The sequence below is a fragment of the Pseudarthrobacter raffinosi genome (genome assembly GCF_023913835.1).
GTDB lineage: Bacteria > Actinomycetota > Actinomycetes > Actinomycetales > Micrococcaceae > Arthrobacter > Arthrobacter raffinosi.
In genome coordinates this window covers 1-21,544 of the sequence record NZ_JAMXBG010000005.1, presented here as the reverse complement: position 1 = coordinate 21,544, position 21,544 = coordinate 1, and the positions used below count along the sequence as shown (strand labels likewise).

General features: G+C 65.7%; 29 protein-coding genes and 1 pseudogene. 15 read left to right on the top strand and 15 right to left on the bottom strand.

What is annotated here, in order from left to right; translation table 11 throughout:
* The first annotated feature begins 6 nt into the window (after positions 1-6).
* Positions 7-1,452, top strand: a complete 1,446-nt coding sequence (locus NG697_RS06365) for a TrkH family potassium uptake protein (RefSeq protein WP_252608339.1) — start codon at positions 7-9, stop codon at positions 1,450-1,452.
* A 93-nt stretch (positions 1,453-1,545) separates the two neighbouring features.
* On the opposite strand, the gene NG697_RS06360 is transcribed toward NG697_RS06365, so the two are convergent.
* Positions 1,546-3,018 (bottom strand): APC family permease, encoded by a 1,473-nt coding sequence (locus NG697_RS06360; RefSeq protein WP_252613810.1) that lies wholly within the window; start codon positions 3,016-3,018, stop codon positions 1,546-1,548.
* A 273-nt stretch (positions 3,019-3,291) separates the two neighbouring features.
* Here NG697_RS06360 and NG697_RS06355 point away from each other — a divergent pair, with 273 nt between their 5' ends.
* The 4 genes from NG697_RS06355 to NG697_RS06340 all read left to right on the top strand — a co-directional run bounded on the left by NG697_RS06355 (position 3,292) and on the right by NG697_RS06340 (position 5,489).
* Entirely contained in the window at positions 3,292-3,504 is a 213-nt protein-coding gene (locus NG697_RS06355; protein ID WP_252613808.1) for a carboxymuconolactone decarboxylase family protein, read from the top strand.
* Positions 3,505-3,724: 220 nt separating this feature from the next.
* Positions 3,725-4,315 carry a TasA family protein gene (locus tag NG697_RS06350; RefSeq protein WP_252613807.1) on the top strand — a complete coding sequence of 197 codons (591 nt, stop codon included), beginning with the start codon at positions 3,725-3,727 and terminating at the stop codon, positions 4,313-4,315.
* 87 nt (positions 4,316-4,402) lie between these two features.
* Positions 4,403-5,035: a signal peptidase I gene (locus NG697_RS06345; protein ID WP_252613806.1), complete on the top strand. Its 633-nt coding sequence runs from the start codon at positions 4,403-4,405 to the stop codon at positions 5,033-5,035.
* On the top strand, positions 5,028-5,489 hold the full coding sequence (locus NG697_RS06340; RefSeq protein ID WP_252598569.1) for a hypothetical protein: 462 nt from the start codon (positions 5,028-5,030) through the stop codon (positions 5,487-5,489). Before NG697_RS06345 ends, NG697_RS06340 begins: the two co-directional genes overlap by 8 nt.
* 88 nt (positions 5,490-5,577) lie before the next feature.
* Here NG697_RS06340 and NG697_RS06335 read toward each other — a convergent pair whose 3' ends face one another.
* On the bottom strand, positions 5,578-6,795 hold the full coding sequence (locus tag NG697_RS06335) for an MFS transporter (protein WP_252613804.1): 1,218 nt from the start codon (positions 6,793-6,795) through the stop codon (positions 5,578-5,580).
* Positions 6,796-6,915: 120 nt separating this feature from the next.
* On the opposite strand from NG697_RS06335, the gene NG697_RS06330 reads away from it, so the two are divergent.
* Positions 6,916-7,257, top strand: a complete 342-nt coding sequence (locus NG697_RS06330; RefSeq protein WP_252573588.1) for a hypothetical protein — start codon at positions 6,916-6,918, stop codon at positions 7,255-7,257.
* Between the two features lie 92 nt (positions 7,258-7,349).
* On the opposite strand, the gene NG697_RS06325 is transcribed toward NG697_RS06330, so the two are convergent.
* The 4 genes from NG697_RS06325 to NG697_RS06310 all read right to left on the bottom strand — a co-directional run bounded on the left by NG697_RS06325 (position 7,350) and on the right by NG697_RS06310 (position 10,910).
* Positions 7,350-7,688, bottom strand: a complete 339-nt coding sequence (locus tag NG697_RS06325) for a hypothetical protein (RefSeq protein WP_308216150.1) — start codon at positions 7,686-7,688, stop codon at positions 7,350-7,352.
* A 157-nt stretch (positions 7,689-7,845) separates the two neighbouring features.
* The gene (locus NG697_RS06320) at positions 7,846-8,112 is read right to left on the bottom strand and encodes a type II toxin-antitoxin system RelE family toxin (protein WP_252613803.1); all 267 of its coding nucleotides are present in this window, start codon (positions 8,110-8,112) and stop codon (positions 7,846-7,848) included.
* A gap of 144 nt (positions 8,113-8,256) precedes the next feature.
* Positions 8,257-9,693, bottom strand: coding sequence for a MinD/ParA family ATP-binding protein (locus NG697_RS06315; RefSeq protein ID WP_374209901.1), 1,437 nt, complete (start codon positions 9,691-9,693; stop codon positions 8,257-8,259).
* Positions 9,694-10,397: 704 nt separating this feature from the next.
* Entirely contained in the window at positions 10,398-10,910 is a 513-nt protein-coding gene (locus NG697_RS06310) for a MepB family protein (RefSeq protein ID WP_252613800.1), read from the bottom strand.
* A gap of 366 nt (positions 10,911-11,276) precedes the next feature.
* Between NG697_RS06310 and NG697_RS06305 the strand changes: the two genes are divergently transcribed.
* From NG697_RS06305 to NG697_RS06295, 3 genes are all read left to right on the top strand, one after another.
* Complete coding sequence (locus NG697_RS06305) at positions 11,277-11,534, top strand: hypothetical protein (RefSeq protein WP_252613798.1); 258 nt, start codon at positions 11,277-11,279, stop codon at positions 11,532-11,534.
* 288 nt (positions 11,535-11,822) lie between these two features.
* Positions 11,823-11,999, top strand: a complete 177-nt coding sequence (locus tag NG697_RS06300) for a CsbD family protein (protein ID WP_104061730.1) — start codon at positions 11,823-11,825, stop codon at positions 11,997-11,999.
* 85 nt (positions 12,000-12,084) lie between these two features.
* On the top strand, positions 12,085-12,420 hold the full coding sequence (locus NG697_RS06295; protein ID WP_252613796.1) for a LapA family protein: 336 nt from the start codon (positions 12,085-12,087) through the stop codon (positions 12,418-12,420).
* 165 nt (positions 12,421-12,585) lie between these two features.
* On the opposite strand, the gene NG697_RS06290 is transcribed toward NG697_RS06295, so the two are convergent.
* On the bottom strand, positions 12,586-12,729 hold the full coding sequence (locus tag NG697_RS06290) for a hypothetical protein (RefSeq protein ID WP_252613795.1): 144 nt from the start codon (positions 12,727-12,729) through the stop codon (positions 12,586-12,588).
* On the opposite strand from NG697_RS06290, the gene NG697_RS06285 reads away from it, so the two are divergent.
* Positions 12,728-13,240 (top strand): GNAT family N-acetyltransferase, encoded by a 513-nt coding sequence (locus NG697_RS06285; protein WP_252613794.1) that lies wholly within the window; start codon positions 12,728-12,730, stop codon positions 13,238-13,240. The genes NG697_RS06290 and NG697_RS06285 overlap by 2 nt on opposite strands.
* Positions 13,241-13,262: 22 nt before the next feature.
* Complete coding sequence (locus tag NG697_RS06280; protein WP_252613923.1) at positions 13,263-13,454, top strand: DUF805 domain-containing protein; 192 nt, start codon at positions 13,263-13,265, stop codon at positions 13,452-13,454.
* A gap of 48 nt (positions 13,455-13,502) precedes the next feature.
* Here NG697_RS06280 and NG697_RS06275 read toward each other — a convergent pair.
* Positions 13,503-13,553 (bottom strand): annotated as a pseudogene (locus NG697_RS06275) (hypothetical protein); the annotation flags it as partial.
* 319 nt (positions 13,554-13,872) lie between these two features.
* Here NG697_RS06275 and NG697_RS06270 point away from each other — a divergent pair.
* On the top strand, positions 13,873-14,310 hold the full coding sequence (locus tag NG697_RS06270; protein ID WP_252613793.1) for a hypothetical protein: 438 nt from the start codon (positions 13,873-13,875) through the stop codon (positions 14,308-14,310).
* Between the two features lie 274 nt (positions 14,311-14,584).
* Here NG697_RS06270 and NG697_RS06265 read toward each other — a convergent pair whose 3' ends face one another.
* Positions 14,585-15,049, bottom strand: a complete 465-nt coding sequence (locus NG697_RS06265) for a type II toxin-antitoxin system Phd/YefM family antitoxin (protein ID WP_252613792.1) — start codon at positions 15,047-15,049, stop codon at positions 14,585-14,587.
* 46 nt (positions 15,050-15,095) lie between these two features.
* The gene (locus tag NG697_RS06260; protein ID WP_058931525.1) at positions 15,096-15,911 is read right to left on the bottom strand and encodes an MBL fold metallo-hydrolase; all 816 of its coding nucleotides are present in this window, start codon (positions 15,909-15,911) and stop codon (positions 15,096-15,098) included.
* Between the two features lie 163 nt (positions 15,912-16,074).
* Between NG697_RS06260 and NG697_RS06255 the strand changes: the two genes are divergently transcribed.
* The 3 genes from NG697_RS06255 to NG697_RS06245 all read left to right on the top strand — a co-directional run bounded on the left by NG697_RS06255 (position 16,075) and on the right by NG697_RS06245 (position 16,862).
* The gene (locus tag NG697_RS06255) at positions 16,075-16,215 is read left to right on the top strand and encodes a hypothetical protein (RefSeq protein ID WP_252613791.1); all 141 of its coding nucleotides are present in this window, start codon (positions 16,075-16,077) and stop codon (positions 16,213-16,215) included.
* Between the two features lie 78 nt (positions 16,216-16,293).
* Positions 16,294-16,494: a type II toxin-antitoxin system HicA family toxin gene (locus tag NG697_RS06250; RefSeq protein WP_252613790.1), complete on the top strand. Its 201-nt coding sequence runs from the start codon at positions 16,294-16,296 to the stop codon at positions 16,492-16,494.
* Positions 16,491-16,862, top strand: coding sequence for a hypothetical protein (locus NG697_RS06245; protein ID WP_252613789.1), 372 nt, complete (start codon positions 16,491-16,493; stop codon positions 16,860-16,862). The genes NG697_RS06250 and NG697_RS06245 overlap by 4 nt, the downstream gene beginning before the upstream one ends.
* Positions 16,863-17,048: 186 nt before the next feature.
* On the opposite strand, the gene NG697_RS06240 is transcribed toward NG697_RS06245, so the two are convergent.
* The 5 genes from NG697_RS06240 to NG697_RS06220 all read right to left on the bottom strand — a co-directional run.
* Positions 17,049-17,363, bottom strand: coding sequence for a hypothetical protein (locus NG697_RS06240; protein ID WP_252598585.1), 315 nt, complete (start codon positions 17,361-17,363; stop codon positions 17,049-17,051).
* Positions 17,364-17,388: 25 nt separating this feature from the next.
* Complete coding sequence (locus NG697_RS06235; protein WP_252613788.1) at positions 17,389-18,675, bottom strand: MFS transporter; 1,287 nt, start codon at positions 18,673-18,675, stop codon at positions 17,389-17,391.
* A gap of 31 nt (positions 18,676-18,706) precedes the next feature.
* Positions 18,707-20,191: a multicopper oxidase family protein gene (locus tag NG697_RS06230; protein ID WP_252613787.1), complete on the bottom strand. Its 1,485-nt coding sequence runs from the start codon at positions 20,189-20,191 to the stop codon at positions 18,707-18,709.
* Positions 20,188-20,460 carry an SHOCT domain-containing protein gene (locus NG697_RS06225; protein WP_104063814.1) on the bottom strand — a complete coding sequence of 91 codons (273 nt, stop codon included), beginning with the start codon at positions 20,458-20,460 and terminating at the stop codon, positions 20,188-20,190. Before NG697_RS06225 ends, NG697_RS06230 begins: the two co-directional genes overlap by 4 nt.
* Before the next feature lie 80 nt (positions 20,461-20,540).
* A partial coding sequence (locus tag NG697_RS06220; RefSeq protein ID WP_252613786.1) for a rhodanese-like domain-containing protein occupies positions 20,541-21,544 on the bottom strand: 1,004 nt, incomplete at its 5' end.

Here is a 21,544-nt window from a genome sequence, read left to right as displayed (position 1 = left end):
AGTCCGATGACCGCACGTGGCGACACCGCCGGGGTGAAGGGACCCGTCCCGGGGCGGTGGAAAGGCAAGGCAGCCAAAACAGCCAAATCGGCCAGGGCCCGCAAGGAGAGCGCCATCCGGCGGGCCCTCTCACACCCGGTCCGGTCGGTGCCCCTGGCATTCCTGGCCGTCATCATCCTGGGAGCAGCCCTGCTGATGCTGCCCGTTGCCCGGACCGGCAGCGACCCCGGAGCCGACCCCCTGATGGCCGCCCTGTTCACGTCCGTGTCGGCTGTCTGCGTTACCGGGCTGATCACCGTGGACACGGCCACGTACTGGACCCCTTTCGGGCAGACCGTGATTCTGGGACTGATCCAGGTGGGCGGGTTCGGCATCATGACACTGGCGACGCTCCTGGCCCTGCTGGTCCGGAAAAGCATCGGCCTCCGCGGCCAGCTCGTGGCGCAGTCCGAAACGCACACGCTCAACCTGGGCGACGTCAGCGCCGTGCTGCTCCGCGTGGCCCGGCTCATGGTGGGCATCGAAGCAGCCACCGCCGTGGTGCTGACCGGACGCTTCTGGCTGGCCTACGACCAGAACCCCGGCACGGCGCTGTGGCACGGTGTGTTCCACGCCGTCTCGTCGTTCAACAACGCCGGGTTCGCGCTCTACAGCGACAACCTCATCGGCTTCGCGGAGGATCCCTGGATCATCGTCCCCATCTGCCTGTCGATCATCGCAGGCGGCCTCGGTTTCCCGGTGATCATCCAGCTGCTCCGGGGAAACGTCAAGGCCCGGAACTGGAGCGTCCACCTCCGACTGACCATCTACGGCACGCTGCTGCTCCTGGTGCTTGGCGTCACGCTTTTCGCCGCGTTCGAATGGAACAGGGACGAAACACTCGGCGGCCTGTCCCTGACCGGGAAGCTGCTGGGTTCCCTGGCCGGCGGAGTCTTCCCCCGCACTGCCGGATTCAACAGCATCGACTACGGCCTAGCGTCACCGGAAACGCTCATGGTCACCAACATCCTGATGTTCATCGGCGGCGGCAGCGCCGGCACCGCTGGCGGCATCAAGATCACCACGTTCCTGGTCCTCGGCTTCTCCATCTGGAACGAGGTCCGCGGCCGGGACGAGGTGACCATTGCCCACCGTTCCATCAGCGCCTCGTCCCAGCGCCAGGCCCTGTCCGTGGCGCTGCTCGGGGTGGCCGCGGTGGTGGCCGGCACGCTGGCGCTGCTGATGGTGACCGACTACAGCCTGGAGAAGGTACTGTTCGAATCCATCTCCGCGTTCGCCACCGTCGGGATGAGCACCGGCATCACCTATAACCTCCCGCTGTCGGCAGAATGGGTGCTTATGGCCCTCATGTTCCTCGGCAGAATCGGCACAGTGACGGTCGCGTCCGCTCTGGCTTTGTCCTCCCGGCCCCGCCTTTACAGCCTGCCGGAGGAACGCCCCATCATCGGCTAGCACCGCCGTCGTCGGACGCTCTGGAAAGTACGACGGCGGGACTCGCCAAGGCGCTGACCGCGCCCAGCCGCCGTCGGGCACCGTTATAGGCGCCTAAGCGTCATCCTTGCCGATGTTCTGGGTCCCTACCGGCTCGCTTTCCGCCCTGTTCGTCCGCCTATTGATCAGCCAGGTGATAAACCAGAGCACCACCCCGATCGCCATCAGTCCCCCGGCGATCTGGTACTGGATGACGTTGCGGCCCACCCACGGCCCGGCGAGGAAGGCACACAGCAGAGCCGCGAGCAGCGGCAGTTGCCCGGGCGAGGTGAAGAACACCTTGCGGGTGAGGTCGCGCTTGTGGCGGAGCACCAGGCAGGCCACGTTCACTACGGTGAAGACGCACAGCAGCAGGAACGCCGTGGTGCCGGAAAGGTTTGCCACGATGTTGCTCTTGGGGTCGCTGGTGACGTACCAGATCAGCCCGAGCGCGAGGACGGTGGAGAACAGGATGCCGGCCCACGGGGTGCGGCGGCCAGGCAGGACCTTCCCCAGGGCAGGCGGCAGGACGTTCTGGCGTGCCATGCCGTAGATCAGCCGGCTCGCCATCAGCATGTTGATCAGCGCCGTGTTGGCAACGGCGAACACCGCGAGGAACGGGAAGACCCTGTCGATGGGGAAGTCCGGCGAGCCCTTGTGCACCACTTCGAGCAGCGCGGCGCCTTCAGCCTCGCGGATGTTCTCCAGCTCGGTGGGCGACAGCACGCTGACCACGGAGACGGCCACCAGCATGTAGAGGAGCACTGCGATGCCCAGGCCGGTCAGCATGGTCCGCGGGAAAATCTTCTCGGGGTGCTTGGTCTCCTCCACCATGTTCACCGAGTCTTCAAAGCCCACCATGGCAAAGAAGGCGATGGAGGTCGCTGCTGTGACTGCCAGGAACAGGCCCTTGTCCTGGTAATCGTTGAAGACGAAGATTTCGCCCACGTTCCCGGTGCCCTGCGTCATGACGTAGAAGCCGACGCCGATCACGATGGACAGCGCGATTACCTCCACCAGTGTGAGGACCACGTTAAACTTCACGCTCTCCCCCACCCCCCGCAGGTTGATCGCGGCCAGCAAGACCATGAAGCCCATGGCCACGGCGGTGATCACGCCCTGCGCCGGCATCTCCATCCAGCCGTTGATCCTCAGGCCGCCGAAGAAATTCTGGGCGAGGACGTTCGCGGAGGTGGAGGCGCTGGTGACGCCGGAGCAGACCACGGCGAATGCCACCAGGAACGTGACGAAGTGGATGCCGAACGCCTTGTGCGTATAGAGCGCCGCCCCTGCCGCCTGCGGGTACTGCGTGACGAGCTCAAGGTAGGAAAACGCGGTCAGCGTCGCGACGACGAACGCGAGCAGGAACGGCAGCCACACGATGCCACCCACTGTCCCGGCCATGGTTCCGGTGACCGCGTACACGCCGGCGCCAAGGATGTCGCCGACGATGAACAGCAGGAGGAGCTTGGGGCCCAGGACCCGCTTCAGCTCGTGTGGCTCCGCCTCCGGAGTTGCCGGAAACAGGTCATCTGAAGTGGTGCTCATCGCCCTGACCTCCACACTCAATACATCGATGTGACTTCACTGTGATCCTTTCGCGTTCCTTTGGCAACGGGCCGGGCCCGGGTCATCGGCATACCTGTTGCGGGGGTTTTGGCACGGGGCCAGAATGGGCAGATAACCGCCTTGCGAGCCTGACAGGGGTAGCCATGATCCTGAAAACCACGTCGGAATCCGAGGCAAAGGGGCTGACTGTGGAAATTTACGACGACGACACTCGCTCACTCACTCGGTTACGTCACCTCCCAGACGAAGGCCATGGCGATCAATCCTGCAATGACCGACGCCGACACACTGGAAGTGCGCAACCACGGCTTCGCGGACCGCGAGATCATGGACATCACTCTGGGGGCCACCGCGCGAAACTTCCTCAGCCGCACGCTCCTTGCCCTGGCCGTGGAGCTCGATGTTCCGCCAACCCTTAGTGCGAGCAGCATGGTGTGCGTTGACGCCGGGCGGACCACGCTTTAGTTCATCAAATGGATTACTTTCTGCCCTTGACCTGCGAAAACGTTAAGAAACCTTGACAAAATCTTGAGGAAATACCCGGGCATAAGTTGCGTCGGATCGGAGAAAGTAGTTCTTGCCGGCCCACGTGAGCCAGGCATTGGCAGCCGGCCCGCTGGGGGGCGGCTGGCCCGCCTGGGGGTGGGCAACCGTCACAAAGGGACTTATTCTCATGGGCATCAGCATGAAAACCACTTCAGGCAAGATTCTGGCTTCCGTCGCTCTGGTCGGCACCGCCGCGGCCGTTGCAGGCATGGGCACCTACGGTGCCTTCACGGGGACCACCACCACCGTAGACCAGCAGGTGACCGCAGGAACCGTCGACATCGACCTGACGGATCCGGGCACTCTTAACGTTGCCGTAGCCGGCCTGCTGCCCGGCGATTCCGTGGAAAAGTTTGCCACGCTGAAAAACACGGGCAACTCGACCCTGAACACGGTAACCCTGACCACCAACGCCGCTGTCTCCTCGCTGCTGACAACGGACGTAACCAACGGCCTGCAGGTGGCCATCGACGCGTGCAACGTTGCCTGGACCGTGGTTGCCGCCGCTCCGGACACCTGCTCCGGCACGCAGACCGCCGTCCTCGCCAAGGGCTCCATCATCGGCACCGGCAAGGCACTGGCCAACCTCGCATCAGTGACTGCGGGCTCGTCCGACCGCCTGAAGATCACCACCTCGCTGCCCACCAGCGCGGATAACACCTTTCAGGGCCTGACCAGCACCATCGGCTTCACGTTCGACGCCACGCAGCGCACCGCCGCGGTCGGGTAACCCAAGACTTGGCGGTGTCATGAAAGCCGGCGCCGCCAAGCAGTACCTCCTGACCCCCCGTCCGGACTCCCCTTAGGGCTGGTAGTGATGAGCGCAGTAACTGAAATTCCGACGGCGGCGCCGCGCGGCGCCGGGACCACCATCGCCGCGCGCCCCCGGGCTGGGGTCCGGACGGGCAAGCGACCGCGCTTTAAGGCAGTACTGCGAAGGACGGTCAGCGTCCTCACCTCCGCGATTTTCGTCGCGACGGTGGCAGCGTTCCTGCTCCTAGCCGTCGGTCCGCGGGTCTTTGGCTACCAGACGTCCACCATGCTCACGGGGTCCATGGCCCCGCTGATCAACCCGGGCGATGTGGTCGTCACCGTCCCCACACCGGTCAACGGGATCAGGGTGGGCGACGTCATTACCTACAGCATCCCTGTGGAAGACCACCGGGTGGAGACCCACCGGGTCACGGAGCTCTTCGCCAACGCGGCCGGTACGATTGCGGTCCGCACCAAGGGGGACGCCAACACCGGCGTGGATCCCTGGACCGCCACCTTCAACGCCGCCACTGTTGACCGGCACGTCCTGACCGTCCCCTCTGTGGGCCAAGCCATCCGCACCCTGCGCCAGCCGGTTGTCCTGAACACCATGATGTACGGGGCGCCGGCCGTCCTGGTGATCGGGCTGCTGGCCTCCATCTGGCGCAGGGATCCGGAACCCGCCGCCAGTGAGTAGGCCTGGCGCAGGTTCGGCGGCGGCCACCGGTCTGACGCTGTGCCTGCTTCTGGGCCTGACCCTGGCCCCCGCCGCCGACGCGGCCTTCACCGGCAATGGTGGTGCGGCCACGAGCTACTCAACGGCATCCATACCGATGCCAAGCGCCGCGTCCTTTCCGGCATCCGCCAGCTGCTCAAAGGTCAGTGGCATGTACCATGTCAGCATCTCGATTACGGGCACGGGCAACGTGCAGTACGCGAACTACTACGAGATGGTGGTCCGCAACCCGGCCGGTGCCGTCCAGTTCACGGGCAACCTGAGCAACTCGCTGGAGCGAACCTACACCACCCAGGTCAGCGTCGGCGCCGGCAAGGGCAACTGGATCTACGAGATCCGCGCCAAGTATAAAGTCCCCTCAACCACCAATGTCTGGAGCGGCCAGCCACTCGCCCGGACATTGATCTGCAATTAGCAGCCGAGTTGCTCTGCGATCATCCGGACCGTCCCGGATTCGCCCCTGATGCGCTGCAGCAAGGTCACCCCGTGGACGGGATGTCGGTTCAGTAGTTCCGCCGGTGCCGCAACCGCGGAAGCACAACGGCAAACACACCAGCTGCAGCAAACCCCAGCAGACCGGTGGCCGAGACTCCCGCACCGAGGGTGGTCAGCGCCGTGACCCCGGAGAGCAAAACGGGCCCGCCGGTTGATCCTGCGTCGGCGATGAACCGCCACAGCCCCAGGAACTGGCCGCGGCCGCGGTCGGGCGAGAAGTCGGCACCGAGGGTCATGATCAGGCCGGAGCTGATGCCGTTCCCGAAGCCGATAAGCAGCGACGCCAGCAGCAGCCCGCCAAAGGACGCAGACAAAGGGATGAGCAGCATCGCGATGCCCATGATGATGGTGGACGGGATGGCCACGAACAGCCTGCCGCGGCGGTCCATCACCTTGCCGGCCGGGTAAAACACCAGCATGTCGATCGCCCCGGACAGTCCGTAAATCACGGAAGCCTGGGCCGGATCCATGCCCAGATGGTCCGCCCACAGCGGGATGACCACCTGGCGGGACGCGCGCAGCGCGCTGAGCAGCAGGACCCCCACACCCAGCGTCAGGAACACGCGGGCATGCGAAACCGCCACATTCCGCAGCGTCGGCTCCGGACCCTTGTGGCCGCCGTCGGGCGCTGGCGGGACCACCAGGTCCGGGATGGTTACCGCCAAAACGGCGGCGGCCGCCATGCCCACCACCCCCACCCAGTACGCTCCGGCGATCCCGGCGAACTGCATCACGCCGGCACCTATGAACGGCCCGATGAAGACGCCGATCCGGCTGACCCCGCCCAGCGTCGACAGCGCCCGCGCCCGGAACTGGACGGGCACGGCCTCGGTGAGGTACTTCTGCCGGGCCAGGCTGAAGACGCTGGCGGCCATCCCGACGACGGCCATCGCCACCGCGAGCAGCCACAGTCCGTTGGGAATCATGGAAGACATGGCGGCGGCCGCGAGCGCCAGGGCACCCACGGCCGCGGCGCCGACGATGGACCAGCGTTCGCCGAACTTGAGCGTGATGAGGGAGGCCGGCAGGTTGAAAAACCACGAGCCGAGCCCGATCAGCGTGACGATCAGAGCGGAGACCGCCACCGAGGCGCCGAGGTCACGGGCGGAGAGGACCACCACCGGGAGGACCGCGCCTTCGCCGATGCAGAACAGCAGCGCCGGTCCGAACGCGGGTATGGCGATGCTTCGGAAGTTGAACGGCTGTGGGGTTCCTGGCGAAGTCATCAGATTTATCTTATGCCGCCGGAAATTCGCCAGGTTTTAGGGGGTCACAAGCGGCCCCGCGAGGACTAACGTTTGCCTTGTGGGGCGCTTCCGCCTGCCCCTCTCAGCCAAGGAGGTCTCATGGGTGAAGTGTGGATCCGCACCATCAACAACGGTTTGGTCCGGGCCGACAAAGTCACGGAAATCGCATCCACCCGGGGGTCCCTTCATGAGGACCAGGGTTTTGCGCTGAAGGTCATCGTGGACGGCAAGGCCCACGTCGTCATTGACGACGGCGGTCTTCCGGGCACGCTTCCCGAACGGCTGGAACACGCGCAGCATCTGGAGGATGCCCTGCTGTTCGCCCTCGACGAGGCCCGCGAAGCCGATTCATCCATGGTGGTCTTCTTCGATCCGGAGAACGACCGCTGGGCCCTCGCCGCGGCGGCGGAATTGGCCGGCGGGATTCCCGCCGTCGGATAACCCCCGACGGCGGCCCTCCTTCAAGCGCGTTGTGGCGCCCGTTCGCGCTAAGAAGAGGGCGTGCTAAAGGGAGTTCGCGCTAAGGGCGTGGGTCAGGCTGCGGCGTGGCTGAACTCGGTGGCCTTGGCGGTGACACGGCGGGGCGCGAGGATGCTCAGCGTGCAGTGAGTTTGCTGCGGGTCAATCCTGGCGGGCAGGTGATGGGTCTCGGAGCAGGCCTGCAGCTGCCGCAGGGCTTCGGGATCGACGCGGGCGTTCCGCACGTCCAATTCCAGGTCCAGGTTGTGCTTCAAGGCGTTGGCGCGTTTCACCACAACATAGAGGGCCTGGATGCTGTGGATGGTGACGTGGCCCTTGGCGAGAACCTGGGCCTTCGCGTGGTCGAGATCTACACGGACAAGAATGCTGAGCTTTTCGGACAAGATAATCATGCCTTCCTTGCGTGGCTGCGACGCTGCAGCCGGGGAGGCCGCTACGCTGCGGCCAATGGCCGCGCCTCTGCAGCCTCATTCAGCGTAGGCAACGAATGTGATCTGCGCAACATTTGAGCTCAGATATGTCGCGCACACCCCAAGCGCGCACTCGGGACTATCTGGGCCGGTACACGTCGGCTCGGTGGTCGACCCGCAGGATGCTGATGCTGTTGTGTTCCTCATCAATGGAGTGCAGGACGCGGTAGGGGCCACGCCTGGCCGAGTGGAAGCCAGCCAGGTCCCGCTCCAACGCCTTGCCTACCAGCTGAGGGTTTCTGGAGAGGTCGCCGTAGGCGAATGCGATGATGGCCGGCAGTATCCGGGGAGGCACGGACTGCAGGTCCCGGCGTGCGGTGGGCGAGAAAATGACCTCATATGCCACCGGGGCTCAGCCCCGGTGGCTGGGAACGCCGAACTCAGCCCGGATCTGCTCACCCAAAAGTAGGTAGCGCTAAGTGTCGTTTTGAGGGCTCAAAACGACACTTAGCGCTACCTAGTTGGGAAGGGGGCGGGGGGAAGGGGAAAGCTACCGGTACCCGTCCACGATCGACGCCGCGATTTCCTTGTACGCCCGCCGGGTCTCCGGCTTCAGCACATCCAGGGTGACCAGGTCGCCGTCGGCCACGCCGCGGTCATGCGGGACGGCGATCAGCTGGCGGCAGATCCCGGCGAGGTGTTCCTCGATGGCGTCCTTGTCCACGCGGGAGGAGACCTCATCCTTGTCCGTGATGACAACGACGGCGTTCCGGGCCAGGTCCTCGTACCCGTGGCTCGCCAGCCAGTGCAGGGTGCTGCGGGCACGCTTGGCCCCGCTCACCGCATACCCCGCGGCGATGATGATGTTGTCCGCCGACTGCAGGATCCCGCTCATGGCGTTGTGCGTCACGCCGGTGCCGCAGTCGGTCAGGGCCACGGAGTAGTAGTTGGAGATGAGCTTGCGGATCCGCAGGTATTCGGCGGCCGTCAGCGAGTCGGAGACCTCCGGGTCCTGCTCCCCCGCGATCAGGTGCAGCCGGCCGGCGTGGTGCATGTACCGGGCCAGGGCGGTGAGCGAGTCAACGCCCTCGATGTTCGCCAGCAGGTCCGTGATGGTGCGCGGGCTGGCCTGCTGGTAGATGCCCTCGCCGAGGGCGCGCTCCACGAGGTCGCCGGAGTCCGGGTTGGCGTCGATGGCGCAGGGCGGGTCGCCGCGGAATTCGGCCAGCGTCAGGCCCACGCCCACCGTGGTGGAGGTTTTGCCGATGCCGCCCTTGAGGCTCAGCACCGCCGTGTTGTAGCTGCCCTGCAGCTGGCGGGAGATGCGGCGGCCCAGCTCGTCCTCCTCGCGCTGCTTGGCGCTGGGGCCCATGTTCCAGGCCCCGCCCGTGAGCGAGTAGAGGGCGCCGCGGACGCCGCCCACCGGCCGGGGCTTCTGCTCCTTGACGAACAGGCCCGGGGAGCTGATGAAGTCGGGCATGGGGCTGTCGGCGATGATGTCCGCGGTAGTGGGGCGGATGCGCCGGAACGCCGGCGCCGGCGCCGGCTCCGGTGCTTCCTCAGGAACGTACGACGACGGCGGCGCGGCTTCGTCGCCGTCGTACGCCAATGCGGGGGTGCCATAGTCCGGCTCGGCCGGCTGCCCGTCCTGCGGCGTCGACTGCGGCAGCGGGGTCACCGGCGGCCTGGCGGGCCGGCGGGTGGGCGCCGGGACAGAGCTGATGGGGGCAGAGGTGATGGGGGCAGAGGGTTCGGGACTGGCCTGGTCGGCGGCGGCCGCCGCCTCCGCCCAGGAACTGCGGCGCGGTACCGGGGTGCCGGCGTCGGGGGTGCTCGAAAGATCTGGCGTTACGGCTGGCATGGTTCCTGTCTGGGCATCCTGCAGCGCACTGTCGGCGCGACGGAGGTCACGGCGTCGCCGGGGCGGTTGCGGTTGCCCTGCATCTTCTGCGAAGGGGCGTGCGTTCTGATCCGCCGGATCGGGCATGTCTGTCCCCCCAGGACTTTCGGCACAAGGTTCTGCGGCACTTTACGGACTGATTCAATCAGTAAGTCTAGGCGCTGGGGCGGAATTACGAGGTCAGCCGCGGGTGAGCGCGGCGATCACCACGGCACCGGTGAGGACCAGAAGCACGGCCAGGATGGCGTAGGCCTGCCATTTGGGGCGACCCTTATGCGGGTTGATATCGATATAGGGCATGGCTATCTACGGCTACTCCTCGTGGCGGTCACCCGCACTGCGCGTCGCTTCCGGCGCAGCACGTGGTACATCGCAAAGAAGGGAATCAGCAGTGTGCCCAACAGTGCGCACAGCGCCAGGACATAGTCAATGAGAGCCACAACGGTCTCCGAACGTTAGAGTGATCCCCCATGCGATCAGAGGTCACGCTATCGGTCCGTCACGGGATTGACAAATCGCGTCATTGACGCGGCGCGCTGGGCATGCTTCCGGTCACCAGATGGATCCCTCCGGACAAGATTGATTTCCGTCTCGCAGCTGTTCCTAACGGCCGGCGCGCGGACGAGACGGCCACCAGAATGAAGATCAGCAGCCAGAAAATTCCGACGAAGTGCTGGCGTTGTAGGGCTATATGGTTCCGGGCATCAGAAAGCCGGAGATCATCATCGCGAGCTGATCTCCGGCTTTCTGCACGGGATGCGTCTGGAGCTATTCCCCAGCGCTCCTCCTAGCTAGGCCGCAACGAAGAGTCGAATGGCTCGCTGCGCATCGATGGCGGATCCGTCAGCCATCTCGAAGAAGTAATTACACTGCCATTGCTGGGATTTTTTCGCCTGCCGATTCGTCGTTGCTGACCATGGCGGATAGACGCGGAATCCTCGCTTGCCTCCGGCGCCGCCCACGGACACGACGCCATGCTTGACGAGCGCCGCCTTCGGAAACGCGAATGCTCCGACTCGGGAATCCTCCCGCACGCAGACCACTAGCATGTCGGGGTCCTCCTCCGCAGGCAGAGGTTCGGTCGACCCACCGAGAGAGCGCCGCCACACCGTCACGAACAATCCCACCTTCGTCGGGGTCAGCTTGCCGACCCGGAACCGAACCGGAGACCGACCGATTTCCGAGATCGCGGCACCGTACTCAGCGTTGTCGGCCTCAACTATGGCGGGAGAACAGACGAGGGCGAGGCCGCCGAGAACCCTCATCACCATGGCGACATCCGGATGGACCTGAACAGCAGACATAGAACTCCCATCGAAACGAAACCCCGACAGGAACGACGGGGCAGTGCATGAAAAGCTCAGCCCTCACCACCCGGACACTATCCGCATATGCACGTCTTCCGGAGGATCCTGATATGCACGTCTTCCGGAGGATCCTGGGCAACGAATCCTCTGATTCACAAACGACCGATATCTTTAGTCCCCAATGAGGCAACAGGTGCCTGTGCGCAGCCGGCGTGCCTTGGTGGGACGGTTCGACGGGCCGCGGTGCACGGTTCCGTCCCGCGGTCCTGTCCTTCGTCTGCCGGCGGGGCGTACCCTGAGCGCATACCGGGTACCGGCGCGACGCCGGGGCCCTCAATACGTGTTCTCGGGAAGGCAGCATTCATGGGGATGAACATCAAAGGCCAATGGGCGCGGCTCGATCACGCCACACAGCAGTGGCTCATCGACCACCCGGGATGCCTCGTCCTGCCGCGCACGATCACAGCGACCATCTGCAAGGAGACCGGCGGAACCGACGAGGGTGACCGGCACGGCGAGACGGTGCTCTCCCAGGACGACCGTGACTTCATCCAGGCCAAGGCACACGAGGCCCGGACCGATCCCCCGGAGTACCGGTTCTTTGACTCCGTACAACCGTGAACAGCGGGGCACTTTGCGCCATCCCGGGTACCGCCCGTGCCCCGGAAGAGAGCGGAGCCCGGCTCAGCGGCACCTCCGCATAAATCGCGGATGGCACGGGCTGCGTCCAGGATCCGGCGGGCCAGGATGATGCAGTAGTCATCGCTGAGCAAGGCGGCGGTGGCGGCCCTGACCACGGTGCCGAGTGAATGTTATCGCCCTCGCCGGTTCGCCTTGTTCGCCCGGCGATAGGATGAAAGTGTCCCGCCGGCATGGGCCGGCGGACCGGCCATGGATAGGAGAGCCATCATGGGTTTAGGTGACAAGATCAGGCACGCCGCCGAGAAAGCCGGCGGCAAGGGCAAGGAAGCCGCAGGAAAGGCCACCGGCAACGAAAGCCTCAAAGCCGAAGGCAAGACCGACCAGACGAAGGCCGGCCTGAAGCAGGCCGGGGAAAAAATCAAAGACGCCTTCAAGAAACACTGACCCGAAACCCGGGGCCCGGAGCCTTCCCGGCCTGGCCCCGGGCCCTGCCCGGCACGTCCGGGGGAACCAAAGAAGGGACCACCTCATGAATGCTGAACCGCTTCCGCCGTCGGAGCCGGTGCACGGCCCCGGGCCCGCTCCGGCCGTTGCGAATCGGCCGGCAGTAACCCGCTCAGGCATGATCTGGGTGGCCACCGTGGCCACCCTGATGCTGCTGATCCTGCTCATCGCCTTCATCGTGCAGAACCAGGACAACGTCAGGGTCAGGTTCTTTGGCCTGGACGGGACAATTTCCCTGGGCATGGCCCTGTTTATCGCCGCCGTCAGCGGCGGGTTCCTGGTCGCCGTGGCAGGCGCCGGGCGGATCATCCAACTCAGATCCCACCACCGCCACGAACAGATCCCACCGCAAACAGCCTGAGAGCGACCCTCAGTGCGAATTCAGGTTGCCTGTTCCCTCGCGCCCCTGCCCGCGCGCTCCTTATACACAACGCGTCGCCTAGAATTCGGCCATTTCACTTCCTTGCTTCTCTCGGCGTCCCGACAGAACCAAGGAATTGAGAAGGCGCCCTAGGGCAGCAGCCGCTCACCGGTTGAGCGCGATCACCACCACCGCTGCCGTGGCCACTGCCAGGGCGGCCAGCGCAACGTAGGAAACCGCCTGAAGTCGGCGACGGCGGAGCTCGCTCCGTGTGTCGCGCGCGTACTGTGGACCCCCATACTTACCCATGCCGCAAGGCTATGAACACAGGCTCAAGGTTTGCTCAAGTCGCTCCAAATGTGACCTCCATGGCCGCCGGAGGCGCGATGCGGTTGACTGTCCAGATGGACTCCCACGGGTTTGCCGATCTCACCAAAAAGGACGTAACGCCCGACGCCGGGACGGTCGCCGCTGTGCGTCCCGCCGGTACTGGGACGACGACGACGGGCCTGCACCTTCCGGGCATTACCTCGCCGGCGTGACGGTCCTGCCGGCGTGGCGCAGGCGCGGGGTGGGCGCGGCGCTGACGGAGGCTCGGTTGCGGTGGGTCTGGGCCCGGGCGTCGGAGGCCTGGTACGTGGTCAATGCGGACAACCTCGTGTCCATCGAGCTGCACCGCCGCTGGAACTTCACCGAGATGGCCCGCGGGCCACGGTTCCACACCACCACATTCACGGGCGGGCTGAGCCTTCTGATGTGTGCCGCGGCGCCCGGAACGCCATCGCCACAGACCACGCGCGGCGGTAGAATCCGGTCATGACCCAGGCTGCAGGGCACCCCCCATGTCGTTCGGCGACGCGATCCTCGCGGGCTTCCGGCAGTATGCCGAGTTTGGGGGCCGCGCCGGCGTGGCCGAGTTCTGGTGGTTCATCCTCTTCGTGACACTGGTAACCAGCGGCCTTGGCGCCCTGAACGTGGCCACCCCCAACGGGGTGATCGGTGTCGGTTCCAGCCTTGCCTCGGTACGTGGATGAATTCTCGATGCAGCGGGACAGCGTGAGGCCCTGGAATCCTGGCATGGAGCCAATGATCGATTTCGCTTTGCCAAAAGCAGTCTCGAATTCGTCCTCCATGCCGGGCCGGACGGAGAGCAGTGCATGTTCTGTGATCACCCAAACAATCATGCCTGAGGTCTAACCGAACGGGCTCACGTGAGGCACGGTCCTTAGGACGGGCCGTTGGCCATCGCGGGAGGCAATGCTAAATTCAAAGTGGCATACATCACTTCAGTTGATGAATCCCCGTTCGCCCGGTGCAGGGACGTCTGGAGTTGCCGCTGTAGCCACGCGGCGGCCGGAATGCACGGAGCGAAAGAGAGCCAGCCATGGCCGCCTCGCATTTCAGCCAGTTCCTTGATCAAGCCACCAGTCTGTCCAGCCGCCCCGCAGCCGCATGACGGCGCCCATCCATCCCCATGGGCCCGGAAATAGCCGGCCCGAAGGGCCAGCTGGCGGCGGTCCGGTTGCCTGCGTCCGCTGCGGCGCCGACGGCGGGCTGACGCTGCACTCCATCACCGCCGTCAGCCCGCCGTCGGACGTCCTGGTGGAGGTGGGGTATTCCTGCGACGCCTGCAACCTCCACTATGTCGGGCGGGCGGATGTGGCTGCTGTGGCTGCAGTTTTTAGCCGGCTCCACAGCCCCAAGGGCGTCCTGGTCTTCGGCGGGCACTACGTCCACTGCGAGCAGCCGATGCACAAGATCGGCTCGAAGGTGCGGAGACTCAGCGCCCGGGGCTTTTCGGACGGGCCGCCGGAGGACGCGTCGGGTGTGTCCCTGACGGCTCAGGTTCTGCGTTGTTCCTGCGGCTTCCAGATGGATGTGCCTGAATAAGCGAACAACGACGCCGCGCCCTAGTGCAGCGGCCGCGTCTCCTGCAGGCGCTTGATGAACCAGCGTGTTCGCTGGCCGGCCCGCGTAGGCCGGTTGCTACTTGGTGGCGTTGGGGTGATGCGTGTGCACATCAACTAAGCAGACGGTTTGCCCGTCGACGTAGAACCAAAGCCGTGCACCGCCGGGAAGTTCGTGCTGCCAGCGGCCGAAGTGCCGGACTGAATTTCGAACTCTGCCTTCTTGAGGGGCCGTGGAACGCCGGATCTCTTAGCGCTCATGCAGTGCGCGGGTCGGCAACAGCCGTGGGCTCGATCCAGTCCAACTGGTCATCGGGGGTGTAACCGGCGCTAATGGCCTCCGCGGTGGATCGCCAGGCCCGAAGTGCAACCAATGCCTTGTCGAACCTGCCGACGGAGGCACATGCGCGGGTGATGGCGACAATTTCGCGTGCGAAGGCGGCCTCGTCTGCCTCGCTGAGGAATGCAATCCAGGGAAAGGGACCGCGGAGCCGCTCCACAAACGGAACCTGCGGATCTCCCAAAGACGCGGTCACGAGGTGAGCCGCCAGCTCTGCCCCTTCGTGTATCCGGTCGAACTCGGGGGATGTCAGAAGAACGAGGGGTTCCCCATCGCGGCGGGTGATCCTAACGGGCCCTTCCTCGGCCGCCTTGAAGACGTTCGCCGAATTGCGAGATAGCTCGGAGGACTGGGCGGTGCGTGAAATGGTGGGGGTGGACATACCTTCATTATTCAGAACGTGTTCTGAATAATGAAGGGCCTCGGGGCTAGTGCAGCGGCCGCGTCTCCTGCAGGCGCTTGATGAACCAGCGTGACTGCTCCGGGCCGTAGGGCAGCACGGGGATGGCCTTGGTGGCGTCGGTGGGGGTTTCGCGGATGGACTGCTGGGCCTGGCGGACGGCGGTGGTCATGGTGTTGGCCATGGTCTTGACGAACTGGTCGCTGCAGGGCTGGCCGTGGCCGGGGATCAGGAACTCGTAGCGGTGGCGCAGGGCGGAGATGTGGCGCAGGCTGTCGGCCCATTCCTCCGGGTAGGAGTCCTCGAAGGACGGGTGCGCGCCCTGCTCAACAAGGTCGCCCACGAAGAGAGTGGTGGGGGTGCCCACCAGGAGGTCGCCGTCGGTGTGGCCGCGCCCCAGGTAGAAGAGGGTCACGGTGATTCCGCCCAGGTCCACCAGCACGGGCTGGTCCTTGACGATGGCGTTGGGCACCACGAGTTCCACATTCTCGCCCTCGCCCGTGGACATCTCCGGCTCCAGCGTTCCCACGAACCGGCGCTGCAGGTCCCCGTGGTCGTCGATCTCCTGGGCGCAGTTTTCGTGTGCCCAGAACTCGGTGGCGCCGTCGGATGCGAACACGGCGTTGCCGAAGAAGTGGTCGTAGTGCGCGTGGGTATTGACCACCACCAGGGGCAAAGAGGTCTTCTCCCGCACCGCGTCCAGGATCTCGCGCCCCTGCCGCGGCCCGCAGCCGGTATCGACCACCATGGCACGCTCGGAGCCCACAATCAGGCCGGTGTTCAGCAGTGATCCTTCGGTGACCAGCACGTAGTTGTCCGCGCCGACGTCGAGCCATTCTGACATTGTTTCTCCGTACCTCCGGAAAGCGACTGCGTTCTTGGCCCCGATTCTACCCGCGGGGCCTTGGAGTTTCCGGGATGCGGGACGCGGTCCGGGCCGCATGTGGAGATCCACATTCCTAGCCGGGATTTCGCCTTAAATCCATCGAACTGCGTAACATCTCGCTATGCAGACAAAACAACACGCGTGCTTCTGTGATCACTGCGGCAGGATCACGAACCACGTGACCCACTATGTAAAGGCCGACGGCGGTGGCCAGCTGATCGCGACGGTGCAGTGCGCTGAGCATGCAGAGGAAGCCGTCTGACGCTGAGGTGCACAGCTCGCCTAGGCACAGTCCATAGCGGACTAGACGGCCTCGCCTAGTCCGCTATAGACTTTTCTCGTGATGAAGCGCCGGGAACTCCTGAACCAGCTCAAGCAGACCGCAAAGGACCTCGACGTCGAGTACACCACCGAGGAAGGCGGCAGGCACACACGCGTGAACGTCGGCGATAATACGACGTTTGTGCCGCGCCACAATGAAATCGGCGAGAAGCTCGCCAAGCAAATCATGAAGCAGGCCAAGGGAGAGGACACCAAATGAAACTCGAAGTAACGGCCAGCCGGGACGGCCGGTTCTGGTACCTGGAATCCACCCAAATCGACGGGCTGACCACTCAGGCCCGCACCGTCGCCGAGATCCCCGAAATGGTCCGCGATTTGGCGGCCATGATCACGGGACGCCCCGAATCCGACTTCGACGTCGAGGTCACCTTCGACACGCCTGAAGTCGCAGCCCACCTCCGCCAAGCGCGTGAGCTAGCTGCCAGGTCCGATGAGCTGAAGGCGGCATCAGCCAAGGAACGCCACGAGGCGGCCATGGTCCTGAAGCGGCAAGGTGTCACCGTCCGCGACATCGGCGCGGTACTTGGCGTCTCACACCAGCGAGCGCAACAGCTCGTCACCCACTGACCGCGCTACGACCGTTCGGCTCCGGCCCATCATCCGCAAGAAAGGCATCGGGCGTGTGCGCCTCGATCTCTCAACTACCGATGCGACGAGGCGTTCCGGCGTCACTTTGCCCTCTCGTTCGACGGCGGGGGGACGGCGGTTCTCCGCGTCCCGTTCACCTGCACTAAGTTTGTCCGCGTCGCCTCCCTACTGCGCCCGGCGCCTGAAATGCTCTTCGACGAACCGCCCTCTTCTGGTGTGCGGATGTACCCAGACTTCACCGGGCAGCCCTGCCGGGCCGCCTGCCGCAAGGTCGATGGTGGTTGGGCTGCTGTCGTACAGGTCCGTGGCGCGAGCCCGGCGCTCTCCCTCGAAGGCTTTCGCCATAAAGTCCAGCGCGTCGGGGCTGACACCGCATGCAAGTGCGTCTTCGCGCCAGTGCGAGACGGCCTCATCCACGATCCGGATTCGCTGGACCGCTTCATGCCGGGTCAGCCTGACCGACCTGGGCATCCCGGTCATCCGTCCTTGAAGTGGTTCCACTCGTTCATCCCTGGCCGCGGTGGTCGCTGCTTCGCATCCGTGCGGCCACGATGATGCCGGAGAGCGCAGTCAGGCCGGCGACGACGGCGACGGCTGCCGGGATGCCGTAGGCGTCGGCGATGATGCCGGAGAGCAGGGCGCCGACGGCGAAGCCGCCGTCGCGCCATAGCCGGTAGATGCCGACTGACCTGGCCCGCCATTCGGGGTGGGCGACATCGCCGATCGCTGCAAGCAGTGTGGGGTAGACCATGGCGGTGCCGGCACCGAGCAGGACGACGGCGGCAAGCCAGGTTCCGAAGTCATTTCCGAGGGCGACCATGCCGAGTGCCAGGGCTTGGACGAGCATGCCTCCGGCGATCAGTGGTTTGCGCCCGATCCGGTCCGAGAGGGCGCCGGTGATCAGTTGACCGGCGCCCCAGACGGCCGGGTAGACGGCGGCGAGGATGCCGATGCGTTCGATGCTGAGCCCTGCGGCGGCGAACAGGACAGGGAACAGCCCCCAGGCGAGGCCGTCGTTGAGGTTGTTCACCATCCCGGCCTGGCTGACGGAGGACAGGGACTTGTCCCGGAAACTGGTCAGAGTGAACACCTCACGGTTGCTCAGCCCGGCATGGCTGCCGGCGTGGACCGGGACGTGCACTGCGGCTTCGGCTTTGGCGTGGTGGTGTGTTTCGCCGATGGTCAGCACGGACAGGCCAAGGCCGACGGCGATGAAGGCTGCGCCGAGCAGGAAGGGCCCGGGGCGCAGTCCGTAGGAGGAAGCGATGTAACCGGTGGCCAGTGCGGTGCCTGCGACGCCGAGGTAGCCGGCTGCTTCGTTCAGCCCCATGGCCAGGCCGCGGCGTTCGGGACCGACGAGGTCCATTTTCATCATCACGGTGGTGGACCAGGTCAGGCCCTGGCTGATGCCCAGAACCACGTTGGCTGCCACGATCCAGCCCCAGGAAGGCCCGAAGATCAGCAGGAGGGGCACCGGGAGGGCGATGAGCCAGCCGGCGACCAGGACCGGCTTGCGGCCGTAACGGTCCGAAAGGGTCCCGGCGAAGTAGTTGGTCGCGGCTTTGGCCAGGCCGAACGCCAGGATGTAGGTCAGGGCGGAGGTGTACTGGTCGAGGTGAAAGACTTTTTCGGCCAGCAGCGGCAGTACCGTGCGTTCCTGGCCGAGGGTTCCGCCGACCAGGGCGTTGACGGCGACGAGGAGCATGAACTGGGCCAGGTTCTGCCGCAGTCCCAGCGTGATGACCTCGGTTGTCTGAGGCTGCTGGCGGGAGGCGGTGTTGCCTAAGGCCATTGGCGGATCCTGTCAGTGTTAGGGGTGCCGGTCAGCGGGCTTGGACGGTGGCCATCATGCCTTGGTCTTCGTGGTCCAGAATGTGGCAGTGGATCACGGTGCGGCCGGCGAAGTCGTCGAAGGCCACCCGGACTTTCACTTGGCTGCGGGCGGGGACGTTGACCACGTCCTGCCATTTGGGCCTGGTCACGTCGCGGTCGCCGTCCTGGACGATCTGCATGGGCCACACATGCAGGTGGATGGGGTGGTCCATGGGGCTGGAGTTGGTCAGGGTCCACTCCTCCACGGTCCCGGCTGCGGCCGTCTCGTCGAGCCGTTCGGGGTCGAACTCCCGTCCGTTGATGGTGAAGGCCATCATGGTGCCCTGTCCGCTGCCCATTCCCGCGCCCATGTTTCCATTCATGCCCATGGCGAAGTTCAGGGTGCGGGCGGCGGTGACCGGTTCGTTCCGTAGATCGCGCAGGGGCCGGCCCTCGGGCACGGGCCCGGGGTCAGTGCCCGCGCTTCCCGAGACGGCCAGGGTGAGCAGTTCGACCGGGCCGTCACCGGATTCGTTGTCGCCCCTCATGGCCCCGCCGATCATGGCGTTCATGCTGCCGCGGTCCAGGGCGGCAGCCGTGAGGGTGGAGGATCCGTCGCGGGTTTCCACGAGCAGCTCTACGCGGTTGCCGGGGGCGAGAACCACTTCGGTGACGTCCTCTGGGATCGGCAGGCGTCCGAGGTCCCTGCTGAGCAGCCGGACCTGCTGTCCGTCAAGTGCCAGGCGCAGGTACCGGGAGGGGCAGGCGTTGATGATCCGCCACCGCTCCCGTTCTCCGGGCGCGGCGCGCAGTTGCGGGCGGAGTTGCCCGTTGACCAGGACGATCTCTCCCTCACGTCCCATCATCTGCTGCAACTGGTCCACCTCGGCGAGATTGCCGGCAGCGTCGAGGGACAGGTCAGAGACCACCAGCACCCGCTCCCGGGTGACCGGAACCGGGTCGGGGTCCTCCACCACGATGGCCCCGTAGAGGCCGGCAGCGACCTGGTCGGCGGCGTGCCCGTGGCGGTGCGGGTGGTACCAGTAGGTACCAGGCGGGTGGTCCTCGGGCAGGGTGAACTCGTAGTCGAAGGACCCGCCCGGGTCAATGCTTACGAACGGGTTGTCACTGTTGCCCTGTGGGGAGACGTGCAGTCCGTGCACGTGCAGGTTCGTGGGAGCCCGCAGCCCGTTGCGCAGTGTGACCCGGATCGTGTCGCCCGCGCGGACCCGCAGGGTCGGACCGGGCAGTGAGCCGTTGAACGCCTGGACGGAGGCATCCCGCCCGCCGACCCGGACCCGTGCCGGCGCGGCGGTCAGATCCAGCTCCAGCACCCGGTCGCGGCTGGCCAGCACCTGGGGTTCGGTCAGGCCCTCACCCCCGGTGTATCCGGGTCCGTTGCCGGTGGTCAGCCACAGCCCTGCGCCGCCGGCAGCCGTAGCGCCGGCCCCGACCGCACCCAGTGCCAGCAGCTGGCGGCGTGTCAGCGGCCTCACCGGCCGTCCTCCTCCAGTATCCGTCGCCGTTCCTGGTATTCCTCGGTGCTGATCTCGCCGCGGGCGTAACGCTCCTCAAGGATCTCCTTGGCCCGGGCAGGGCCCGCACCCGTGCGCGGTGGTCCCTGCCCATCGGTGGGCGCGTTACCGCCGGCGTTGCGGGTGAAGGCTTTGACCAGCACCACGGCGAGCGTGACCCCGCCTGCGATCAGCAGAAGCCAGAAGATCCAAGCAAGCCCCATCCCGCCCATATCAAAGCCGTTCATCATGAAGGGTTCCTTGTCTCTTTCGTACACGGCCAGGCCGTTCCTGACCGCAGGTTATCCGGGACGCGCTGATGCCGGTGGTTCTAGGCCCTGGCTGACTGACGGGAGTTCTGCCAGGCGTCCCAGGCGGCGTAGCTGCCGTCGAGTTCGACGACGTCGTACCCGGCGCGGCGCAGGGCGCTGGCCGCGACGGAGTTCCGGACCCCGGACTGGCAGTAGGTCACGATGGTTCCTTCGGCCGGAATTTCATCGAGGTGCCACATGACACGGCCGCCGCTGAGCTGGTGGGATCCGGGGATGTGCCCGGCGGTGTGCTCGGTGCGGTTGCGGACATCCAGCACCATGGCCGCATCGAAGCTGCCCAGTTCTTCGGGCCGGATCAGGGGCGGGGTGCTGACGGGGAGTCCCTCGATGGTGGTGACGTAGCCGGCGACGTTGTCGATGCCGACCCGGACCAGGTGGTCCCACATCTCCTGCGCGGCTTCCTGCCCGGCGGCGAGCAGCACGAGCGGGTTCTTGTCGGTTTCCGGGTTCACGACCCAGGCGCCGTAGCTGGCCACGGACTTGCCGGCGGGAACGTTCAAGGAGCGGGTGACGGTGCCTTCGTGGACTTCGGTGTTGGGGCGGGTGTCGATGAAGGTGACGGTGTCCTGGGCGAGGTCCTCGGCGACGTCGGCCGGGTCCAGTTCCTGAAGCGGGGTGCGTTCGCCCATGACCGCCGGGCCTTCACGGTTTTCGCGCTTCATCCGTCCGAAGTAGGCGTGGGCGTCGGGCTGGCCGTCGAGGAGTTCGTCGATGAAGCCCTGCTCGTCATTGGCGGCGAGGTACGGGCCCCACCAGGCGTAGAGGCGCTCGTAGCCGACGGTGGAGGAGGGGATGGCGCCGAGGGCCTTGCCGCAGGCGCTGCCGGCGCCGTGGGCAGGGTGGACCTGGACATAGTCCGGCAGGGTCAGGAATTTGTCCCGCAGGCTGGCGAACAGCTGCTTGGCGCCCTCGAAGCGGGTGTCGACGCCGCCGGCTGCCTCGTCGAGCAGGTCCGGACGGCCCAGGTCACCGGAGAAGACGAAGTCGCCGGAGAGCAGGTAGC

What these genes read in the sequence shown, in the direction of transcription:
- NG697_RS06260 (WP_058931525.1), bottom strand. Translation starts at nt 15,911, where the DNA reads ATGTCAGAATGGCTCGACGTCGGCGCGGACAACTACGTGCTGGTCACC.
- NG697_RS06325 (WP_308216150.1), bottom strand. Translation starts at nt 7,688, where the DNA reads ATGATTATCTTGTCCGAAAAGCTCAGCATTCTTGTCCGTGTAGATCTC.
- NG697_RS06255 (WP_252613791.1), top strand. Translation starts at nt 16,075, where the DNA reads ATGCAGACAAAACAACACGCGTGCTTCTGTGATCACTGCGGCAGGATC.
- NG697_RS06310 (WP_252613800.1), bottom strand. Translation starts at nt 10,910, where the DNA reads ATGTCTGCTGTTCAGGTCCATCCGGATGTCGCCATGGTGATGAGGGTT.
- NG697_RS06335 (WP_252613804.1), bottom strand. Translation starts at nt 6,795, where the DNA reads ATGACTTCGCCAGGAACCCCACAGCCGTTCAACTTCCGAAGCATCGCC.
- NG697_RS06285 (WP_252613794.1), top strand. Translation starts at nt 12,728, where the DNA reads ATGCCGCAAGGCTATGAACACAGGCTCAAGGTTTGCTCAAGTCGCTCC.
- NG697_RS06360 (WP_252613810.1), bottom strand. Translation starts at nt 3,018, where the DNA reads ATGAGCACCACTTCAGATGACCTGTTTCCGGCAACTCCGGAGGCGGAG.
- NG697_RS06265 (WP_252613792.1), bottom strand. Translation starts at nt 15,049, where the DNA reads ATGTCCACCCCCACCATTTCACGCACCGCCCAGTCCTCCGAGCTATCT.
- NG697_RS06350 (WP_252613807.1), top strand. Translation starts at nt 3,725, where the DNA reads ATGAAAACCACTTCAGGCAAGATTCTGGCTTCCGTCGCTCTGGTCGGC.
- NG697_RS06245 (WP_252613789.1), top strand. Translation starts at nt 16,491, where the DNA reads ATGAAACTCGAAGTAACGGCCAGCCGGGACGGCCGGTTCTGGTACCTG.
- NG697_RS06305 (WP_252613798.1), top strand. Translation starts at nt 11,277, where the DNA reads ATGGGGATGAACATCAAAGGCCAATGGGCGCGGCTCGATCACGCCACA.
- NG697_RS06290 (WP_252613795.1), bottom strand. Translation starts at nt 12,729, where the DNA reads ATGGGTAAGTATGGGGGTCCACAGTACGCGCGCGACACACGGAGCGAG.
- NG697_RS06270 (WP_252613793.1), top strand. Translation starts at nt 13,873, where the DNA reads ATGACGGCGCCCATCCATCCCCATGGGCCCGGAAATAGCCGGCCCGAA.
- NG697_RS06345 (WP_252613806.1), top strand. Translation starts at nt 4,403, where the DNA reads ATGAGCGCAGTAACTGAAATTCCGACGGCGGCGCCGCGCGGCGCCGGG.
- NG697_RS06280 (WP_252613923.1), top strand. Translation starts at nt 13,263, where the DNA reads ATGTCGTTCGGCGACGCGATCCTCGCGGGCTTCCGGCAGTATGCCGAG.
- NG697_RS06240 (WP_252598585.1), bottom strand. Translation starts at nt 17,363, where the DNA reads ATGACCGGGATGCCCAGGTCGGTCAGGCTGACCCGGCATGAAGCGGTC.
- NG697_RS06235 (WP_252613788.1), bottom strand. Translation starts at nt 18,675, where the DNA reads ATGGCCTTAGGCAACACCGCCTCCCGCCAGCAGCCTCAGACAACCGAG.
- NG697_RS06295 (WP_252613796.1), top strand. Translation starts at nt 12,085, where the DNA reads ATGAATGCTGAACCGCTTCCGCCGTCGGAGCCGGTGCACGGCCCCGGG.
- NG697_RS06300 (WP_104061730.1), top strand. Translation starts at nt 11,823, where the DNA reads ATGGGTTTAGGTGACAAGATCAGGCACGCCGCCGAGAAAGCCGGCGGC.
- NG697_RS06355 (WP_252613808.1), top strand. Translation starts at nt 3,292, where the DNA reads ATGGCGATCAATCCTGCAATGACCGACGCCGACACACTGGAAGTGCGC.
- NG697_RS06315 (WP_374209901.1), bottom strand. Translation starts at nt 9,693, where the DNA reads ATGCCCGATCCGGCGGATCAGAACGCACGCCCCTTCGCAGAAGATGCA.
- NG697_RS06365 (WP_252608339.1), top strand. Translation starts at nt 7, where the DNA reads ATGACCGCACGTGGCGACACCGCCGGGGTGAAGGGACCCGTCCCGGGG.
- NG697_RS06330 (WP_252573588.1), top strand. Translation starts at nt 6,916, where the DNA reads ATGGGTGAAGTGTGGATCCGCACCATCAACAACGGTTTGGTCCGGGCC.
- NG697_RS06225 (WP_104063814.1), bottom strand. Translation starts at nt 20,460, where the DNA reads ATGATGAACGGCTTTGATATGGGCGGGATGGGGCTTGCTTGGATCTTC.